At 64.7% G+C, this 7,172-nt stretch carries 10 protein-coding genes; all 10 read right to left on the bottom strand.

Annotated elements, in window-relative coordinates; genetic code table 11:
* Positions 1–37: 37 nt before the first annotated feature.
* Positions 38–364: a hypothetical protein gene (locus ACESL5_RS02340; protein ID WP_372591172.1), complete on the bottom strand. Its 327-nt coding sequence runs from the start codon at positions 362–364 to the stop codon at positions 38–40.
* A 16-nt stretch (positions 365–380) separates the two neighbouring features.
* The gene (locus ACESL5_RS02335; protein ID WP_372591171.1) at positions 381–665 is read right to left on the bottom strand and encodes an HPr family phosphocarrier protein; all 285 of its coding nucleotides are present in this window, start codon (positions 663–665) and stop codon (positions 381–383) included.
* A 29-nt stretch (positions 666–694) separates the two neighbouring features.
* Positions 695–1,087: a PTS sugar transporter subunit IIA gene (locus tag ACESL5_RS02330; protein WP_372591170.1), complete on the bottom strand. Its 393-nt coding sequence runs from the start codon at positions 1,085–1,087 to the stop codon at positions 695–697.
* 151 nt (positions 1,088–1,238) lie between these two features.
* Positions 1,239–2,120, bottom strand: coding sequence for an RNase adapter RapZ (gene rapZ, locus ACESL5_RS02325; RefSeq protein ID WP_372591169.1), 882 nt, complete (start codon positions 2,118–2,120; stop codon positions 1,239–1,241).
* Positions 2,120–3,058 carry a hypothetical protein gene (locus ACESL5_RS02320; protein WP_372591168.1) on the bottom strand — a complete coding sequence of 313 codons (939 nt, stop codon included), beginning with the start codon at positions 3,056–3,058 and terminating at the stop codon, positions 2,120–2,122. The genes rapZ and ACESL5_RS02320 overlap by 1 nt, the downstream gene beginning before the upstream one ends.
* 47 nt (positions 3,059–3,105) lie before the next feature.
* Positions 3,106–3,588, bottom strand: coding sequence for a PTS sugar transporter subunit IIA (locus ACESL5_RS02315; RefSeq protein WP_372591167.1), 483 nt, complete (start codon positions 3,586–3,588; stop codon positions 3,106–3,108).
* Between the two features lie 237 nt (positions 3,589–3,825).
* Complete coding sequence (gene hpf / locus ACESL5_RS02310; RefSeq protein ID WP_372591166.1) at positions 3,826–4,119, bottom strand: ribosome hibernation-promoting factor, HPF/YfiA family; 294 nt, start codon at positions 4,117–4,119, stop codon at positions 3,826–3,828.
* 22 nt (positions 4,120–4,141) lie between these two features.
* The gene (locus ACESL5_RS02305) at positions 4,142–5,620 is read right to left on the bottom strand and encodes an RNA polymerase factor sigma-54 (RefSeq protein ID WP_372591174.1); all 1,479 of its coding nucleotides are present in this window, start codon (positions 5,618–5,620) and stop codon (positions 4,142–4,144) included.
* 180 nt (positions 5,621–5,800) lie between these two features.
* Positions 5,801–6,559: an LPS export ABC transporter ATP-binding protein gene (lptB, locus tag ACESL5_RS02300; protein ID WP_372591165.1), complete on the bottom strand. Its 759-nt coding sequence runs from the start codon at positions 6,557–6,559 to the stop codon at positions 5,801–5,803.
* Between the two features lie 8 nt (positions 6,560–6,567).
* The coding region (lptA, locus tag ACESL5_RS02295) for a lipopolysaccharide transport periplasmic protein LptA (RefSeq protein WP_372591164.1) at positions 6,568–7,172 on the bottom strand (605 nt) is incomplete at its 5' end.

The following is a 7,172-nucleotide window of genomic DNA, read 5'->3' as shown; positions in this document are numbered from 1 at the left end:
TCTTCGATGGGGCGGCCTTTTGCGTGCGGAGGAGGTATCAGTCTTCCTCGAGGCGGGCGTCCGGGTCCCAGCCCGCTGCCCGCGCCTTTTCCACCTGCTCCTCGTAGATCCGGGCATGACGGGCACGGAGCTCGTCAGGGAGCAGGCTCGGGATGCCGCCGCCGTGCTTGTCCCATTCCGCGTTGACCTTGTCCGCCAGGCCTTGCAAGCGGCCCAGCTCCCAGCCTTCACAGGTCTCGTCTTCCGGGATCAGGCCGAAGACCCGCGCGTCGAGCACAAGGCGGCCGTGGAAGGTCATGCCGCCGTCACGGTCATTGTCCAGTCCGACGTAGCCGTCTTTTGCTTGGTTGCCTCTGCGTTGCATCGTGTACCCCGTTTGTTTATTCGGATTCGTGGAAGCGTGCCCCGACGAGCTTCGCGATCGCTTCGACAGCCTGGTCTGCATCTGCCCCGCGCCCGGTGACCTCGATCGTCTTGCCGCACGCGGCAGCGAGCATCATCAGGCCCATGATCGACTTGCCGTTGACGCAACGCTCGTCGAACGAGACCTCGATATCGCTCTCGAACTGCTCGGCCGTGGCCGCGAATCGCGCTGCTGCACGGGCGTGCAGCCCGCGCTTGTTGCAGAGCGTCATCTGTCGAGTGATCGTGGTCGTATCGTTCATGTCAGACCTGTCCGTGGTGTCGGTGCCGACTACTGTCTGTTGTCCAGGATGATGCCGTCACGCCCGCCAGTCCAGGCCTTCTGTGTCATTTCCTCCAGGCCCAGACGCGGGTAGTTGAGTGCCCGCACCAGCATCGGCAGGTTGACCCCGGAGATCACCTGCACGTCGTGCTGGTCGCGCAGGCGGTGGGCAATGTTTGACGGCGTCGATCCGAACATGTCGGTCATGACGAGCACACCTTCGCCCGAGTCGATTTCGGATACGCGGCGGCGTGCCATGGCCAGCAGATCGATGGGGTCGTCATCCTGCCTGACATCGATATGCGCAAGACGGGTGGGAACACGCTCGAGCATGTCGGCGGCCGTTTCGATCAATTGCGCACCGATGTCGTTGTGGCAGATAAGCAGTATTCCCACGGTCATCGTCGTGTCGATTCCTCGTTCACGCTGCGCCAGGCAAGGACCGGAGCGGCCGGCATCCGGTCGCCCCGGCGCTTCCAAAACCTGCATCATACCGAAAAACCGACACGGGACAGGGCGGATTCGGAATCGTTTGCCTATCCGGGGTGGTCGGTCAGTGGTTGCCCAGATCCCGGTGCCTCACGACGAGGTTGTCGAAGGACGGTTTCAGGTCCCGAGCGATCTGCTCGACGACATAGACCGAGCGGTGCTTGCCGCCCGTGCAGCCGATCGAACAGGTCACGTAGCTTCGGTCGCTGCGGATCGCCTGGACAAGGATGGTCGAGAGGAACTCGCTGATCTGGCCGCGGGTCTGGTGAGTGACGGGGTGCTGTTCAAGGTAGTTCACCACGGCCTCGTCGAGCCCGCTGTGGGGGCGCAGTGAGGTGTCCCAGTGCGGGTTGGGAAGGAAGCGCACGTCGAACAGGAAGTCGGAGTCCAGCGGGATCCCGAACTTGAAGCCGAACGACTGGATCAGGATACGCGGTCCGGTGGCCTTTTCGCCGACCAGACGCGAGCGCACGTCCTCGCGCAACTGGTGCACCGTGGTAAGGCTCGTGTCGATGACCAGGTCGGCGTAGGCCCGGATGGGGGTAAGCAACTGCCCCTCGCGCTTGATCGCCTCGACCAGGTTGTCGATCTGGTAGGAGAGGGGGTGGCGCCGGCGCGTCTCGCTGAAGCGGGCGATCAGGCGCTGCTGGTCCGCCTCGAGGAACACGCTGCTCACCGAGAGTTCCGGCAGTCGCTGCTTGAGGTTCTCGATTCGCCCGGGCAGGTCGGCGAGCGACCGTTCCGGCGCCCGCGCGTCAATACTGATGGCGATGCCGCGGGCGGCGATGCCGCCTTCCAGGTAGCTTTCGGCCAGATGGTCGAGCAGGTCCGGCGGGAGATTGTCGATGCAGTAGAAGCCGCTGTCCTCGAGCGCGGCGAGCGCCACCGACTTGCCGGAGCCGGATTGTCCGGTGACCAGTATCAGGCGCGGGGTGGTGCGCGTCATCAAGGTTCCTCCGGTGAATCCGTGGTGCTGTCGACGGCGAGAAGCGTCGCGACCCGGTCACTGGCCGGGCGAGAGCCGCGCTGTCGCTCCAGATTGCGCTGTCGGACGATCGCTTCGAGCAGCACGGCAAGGTTGCGCCCGGGCGCGACCGGGAGACGCCAGACCGGAATGTCGTGGCCGGCGATCCGCTCGGCCCCGCGGTCGCCGAACAGCCGCTGGTCGGGGCCGATGGGCCGGGCGCTATCGGCCGGATAGAGATCGACGATCAGGCGGAGATACTTGCGTGCCTTGAGCGCATTGCTGCCGAAGAGCTCCCGGATGTCCAAAATGCCGATGCCGCGGACCTCGAGCAGGCCGAACAGCCGCTTGGGGCAGGACCCGGTAACCTCGCTGCCACGGGCGTGGAAGCAAGGGGCGTCGTCGGCCACGAGGCGGTGGCCGCGGGTGATCAGCTCCAGTGCCACTTCGCTTTTGCCGATGCCCGCGGCACCGCGGATAAGTACCCCGAGACCGCTGATCTCCATGAAAACGCCGTGGCGCCAATCCTTGGGCGGTCGGCCGCAGAGTCGCCTGAAGCGGCGGGACAGCGTGTCACTGTCTTCCGGAGTACTGATGACGTGGGTGGCGGATGCGCGATGGGCGCCCTGGCGGTGCCCCTCGATCCACCGCTCGGCTTCGTCGCGTGCCGTTTCCGTCAGCACGATCAGCCGAGGATGCTCGCTTGTTCCATCGGGACCGTTTGCGCGGGCAAGATCGTTGAGACTCTCACGCAGATAGTGATCGATCAGGGCGATTCGGGTGGGTATCCAGGGGTTGGCAGGGCCGACGAGCCGTTCCCCTTCGACAAGGCCTTCGGACCAGCTGGGAGGGAGGATTTCCTGCCATGCGGCATCGTCCTGCGAGGCAGTGACGTGAAGGTGTCCGGTGTTGTCTGTCATGGCGAGCCCGTCCGCGAGTGTGGCGCTACCGAAGACTCGCCGGCTTCCTAGGTCGTCGGCGCCTCGGTGCTGTCCTTCAACCACTCTATCATCAGGCTCTGCACGCGTTCTTCACTTTGAGCCTGCATGAGCGTGTCGCGCTCGTCGGGATCGTTCAGGTGACGAGCCAGGCGGCCGAGTATCTCGAGGTGCTGCTCCGGGCAGTCCTCGGGGATCACCAGACCGATCACCAGGGTGACAGGCGCACCGTCCGGTGCGTCGAAATCCACGCCTTCACGCAAGCGGATCACCGCGCCCCGGGGGGTCAGGATGTCGTCGACGCGGCCATGCGGAACGGCGATGCCGTGGCCGATGGCGGTGCATCCCAGGCGCTCGCGGGCAATCAGGGCCTCGAAGACACGTGTGGCATGTTCGCCGCCCAGTTCGTCGTCGGCGAGCAGGCCGGAAAGGACCTCCAGTACGCGCTTGCGGCTCTGGTACAGCTCATCGATCCGTATGTGATGGATCGGGAACAGCTCGGCAGTATTCATGCGTCACTCTGTCGGTCGACGGTTCACGAGGATCGCTCGTGGGTCGCTACGGGAAAATGTCGGGTCGGCGCGCATCATAGCGTTTTGTGTCCGGTCTGCAATACCACGCCGGCCAGTCGGACTGAAAGGGTAGGGTCGGGCGAGGGATACGCATGTCGAAGCGGGGTTTCTCGAAGGCGAGATCGAGGCGCTCCCGATGGGAACAAGGCGACCTGTCAGGCAGGTCGCCCGTGACGCTCAACGATGGCTCGTGAGCTTTTCCTTGTGCTTGACGATCTGGCGATCGAGCTTGTTCACCATCGCGTCGATGGAGGCGTACATGTCGTCGGTGATGGCTTCAGCGTGCATGTCCTGACCGCTGACAAACAGGTTCGCTTCGGCCTTTTGCAGCTCCTTGCGCTCGACGGTCAGGATGACGTGAATGTCGACCAGCTTGTCGAAGTGGCGCTCGAGACGCGTGAACTTGTCGTGAACGTGGCTCTTCATGGCCTCGGTGACATCGACGTGATGACCGGTGATGTCTATTTGCATGAGCAACTCCCGTGTTGTGCGGCTATATCAGTCGCTTGCGGTCAGTGGATGAAGCAATGCCCATTGCTTCGCGGTATTTGGCGATCGTGCGTCGGGCCACATCGATCCCTTCTTCTCCAAGCATGGTTGCAATCTTCGCGTCACTCAAGGGCTTGCGCGGATTTTCATCCTCCACAAGCTTCTTGATGCGTGCGCGGATGGCGGTAGAGGAGCATTCCCCGCCGTCACTGGTACCGACGTGGCTGGAGAAGAAGTACTTGAACTCGAACACGCCGCGGGGCGTGAGCATGTATTTCTGCGTCGTGACGCGGCTGACCGTGGACTCGTGCAGGTCGAGGGTCTCGGCAATTTCGCGCAGCACCATCGGCTTCATGGCGATTTCGCCCTGTTCGAGGAAGTCCATTTGCCGACGGACGATCTCGCGGGCGACGTTGAGCAGCGTCTCGTTGCGGCTGCGCAGGCTCTTGATGAACCAGCGAGCCTCTTGAAGGTGGTTGCGGATGTAGGTGGCGTCATCGCCCCGGCTGGAGCGGTCGATCAGGCCGGCATAGGTCTGGTTGACCCGCAGGCGAGGGGCGATCTCGGGGTTGAGGTCGACATGCCAGCCGTCCTCGAGGTGGGTCACGATCACGTCGGGCTTGACGTAGTCGGCCTGGGTCTCGCCGATGGACAGGCCGGGACGTGGATCCAGACCCTGGATCAGGCGAAGGGCGGCCTCCAGCGCCTCGCGATCGATGCCGAGGCTGCGGGTCACCTGGGGCAGATCTCGGCGGGCGATGGCCTCCAGGTGGTCTCCCTCGAGGAGGGCCCGGGCATTGGCCACGGCAGGGTCGTCGCCGTGTTCCTGATCGATCTGCAGCAACAGGCACTCGTTGAGCGAGCGCGCGCCGACGCCGGTCGGGTCGAGGTGCTGGATGTAGTGCAGCATCGCTTCGATCTCGTCGATCTCGACTTCGGGAATATCCTCGCGGACTAGCGCGGCGATTTCCTCCAGCGACTCCTGCAGGTAGCCGGCCGGATCGATGGACTCGATCAGTGCCGTGGCGATCTGCCGGTCGGTCTCGGACAGCGAGGCGAGGTGTACCTGGCTGAGCAGGTGGTCGCGCAAGTCCTCCTCGCCGGTGGATTGGGTGGCGAACGGGTCGTAGTCGCCGTCACCGGGAGCGGAGGCGCTCAGGGCGGTGCCGCCATCGGGCTCGTAGTAGTCGTCCCAGGAGGAGTCGACCACCAGGTTCTCGTCGGCCGGCTTGTCCTGGCGATCCTCCAGCAAGGCCTCGCCGGCCTTGGCGCCCGGGTCCTGTTCGGTCGGGGACGTTTCCTCGGACTCCGCTTCGGTGGGATCCGAATCCTCGGCCACCTCGAGCAGCGGGTTGCTGTCGAGAGCCTGCTGGATCTCGAGGGTCAGTTCGACGGTCGACAACTGCAGGAGACGAATGGACTGCTGCAGTTGAGGCGTCATGGCCAGGGACTGGCCCATCCTCAGCTCCAGGCCTGCCTTCATGCCTGCCATGAAAAGCCTCCGACAACAGACTGTTTTAACGACATGTTCTCAGGGAAACTGCATGCCTGTTCGACTGGCAGTCCGTCTGGCGAACTGAACGAGGCACGGGTCTTGCACGTAATTTGCATGGGACCAGTCTAGCCCATTCGGTAGGGCAGTGACAGTAGAACGCCGACTGGGTCAGAGCCGGAAATCGTGACCAAGGTAGACGTCGCGCACGGACTGGTTGGCCAGGAGTTCCTCGGCCGTGCCGTGAGCGAGGATCGTCCCGTCGGAGACGATGTAGGCGCGCTCGCAGACACCCAGGGTCTCGCGCACGTTGTGGTCGGTGATCAGCACGCCGATGCCGCGATCGCGCAGGTGCTCGATGATGCGCTGGATGTCGTTCACCGAAATGGGATCGATACCGGCGAAGGGCTCGTCGAGCAGCATTGCCCGCGGATTGGCAGCCAGAGCGCGGGCGATCTCCACGCGGCGGCGTTCGCCACCGGACAGGGCCTGCCCCTTGGAGCCGGCGATGTGCCCGATGTTCAGGTCATCGAGCAGTTCCTCCAGGGCCTCGCGGCGCCCGTGGCGGTCAAGGTCCTCGCGTAGTTCGAGTATGGCCAGGATGTTCTGCCGGACGGTCAGCTTGCGGAATACCGAGGCTTCCTGCGGCAGGTAGCCGAGCCCCAGCCGGGCACGCTGGTCGATGGGCGTGCTGGTGATGTCACGGCCGTCCAGGTAGACCCCGCCCTGATCGGCCCCCACCAGGCCCACGATCATGTAGAAACTGGTGGTCTTGCCGGCCCCGTTGGGCCCGAGAAGCCCGACGATTTCGCCGGCGTCGACCGTGAGCGAGACATCGCGCACGACCGTCCGCGCCCCGTAGCTCTTGGAGAGCGAGCGAGCCTCGAGCAGGGCGATGGGGTTGGTTTCTTGGGTCGGGTTGTTGGCCATCGCGACGCTCAATCCTCCTCGGGGCGGTTGCGCGGCTGCAGGGTCATCTCGACGCGGGAGCCGCCTTCGCTGTCCCCGGCCTCGATCACCTCGTTGGCGAGATCGTACGTGATGCGATCCGAGCTGATCCGGTCACCCGTGCGCGTCATCCAGGCCTGGCCGGTGAGGATCACCTCCCGATCGGCCGTGCGGTAGTCGGCATTCAGGGCCTCCCCCTCGACCAGGTTGCCCTCGTCGTCGAGTTCGCGGAAGGTGGCTGGCTTGCCTTCCAGCACCGCCCGCACGAGTTCACCGTCCTCGAGATAGAGGGTCGCCCGGTCACCGGTGGCGTGCAGGCTGCCCTGGTCGATCACCACGTCGCCGGTGTAGACGCTGCTGCCCTCCTTGTAGCGAGTCACCTTCTTGTCGGCCTGAACCTTGACGGGGTCGGAGCGGTCGGCCTGGGCCGCCTGGCCGCTCGTCGGCGCCAGGGTCAGGGCCGCGACGGCCAGGGCGAGCAGACCTGCCGGCACGAAGCGGCCGATGACCGCAGTCGGGGGCGCCGGTTCTCGTGTCGCGGTGCAGGAAGGGGCGTGCTGAAGCATGGTGGCATCCCTCGTTGGTTGACTCTGGC

This window comes from Guyparkeria sp. (assembly GCF_041687595.1).
Classification (GTDB): Bacteria; Pseudomonadota; Gammaproteobacteria; order Halothiobacillales; family Halothiobacillaceae; genus Guyparkeria.
The sequence above is the reverse complement of the archived record's forward strand: the minus strand, read 5'-3'. Positions and strand labels throughout refer to the sequence as shown.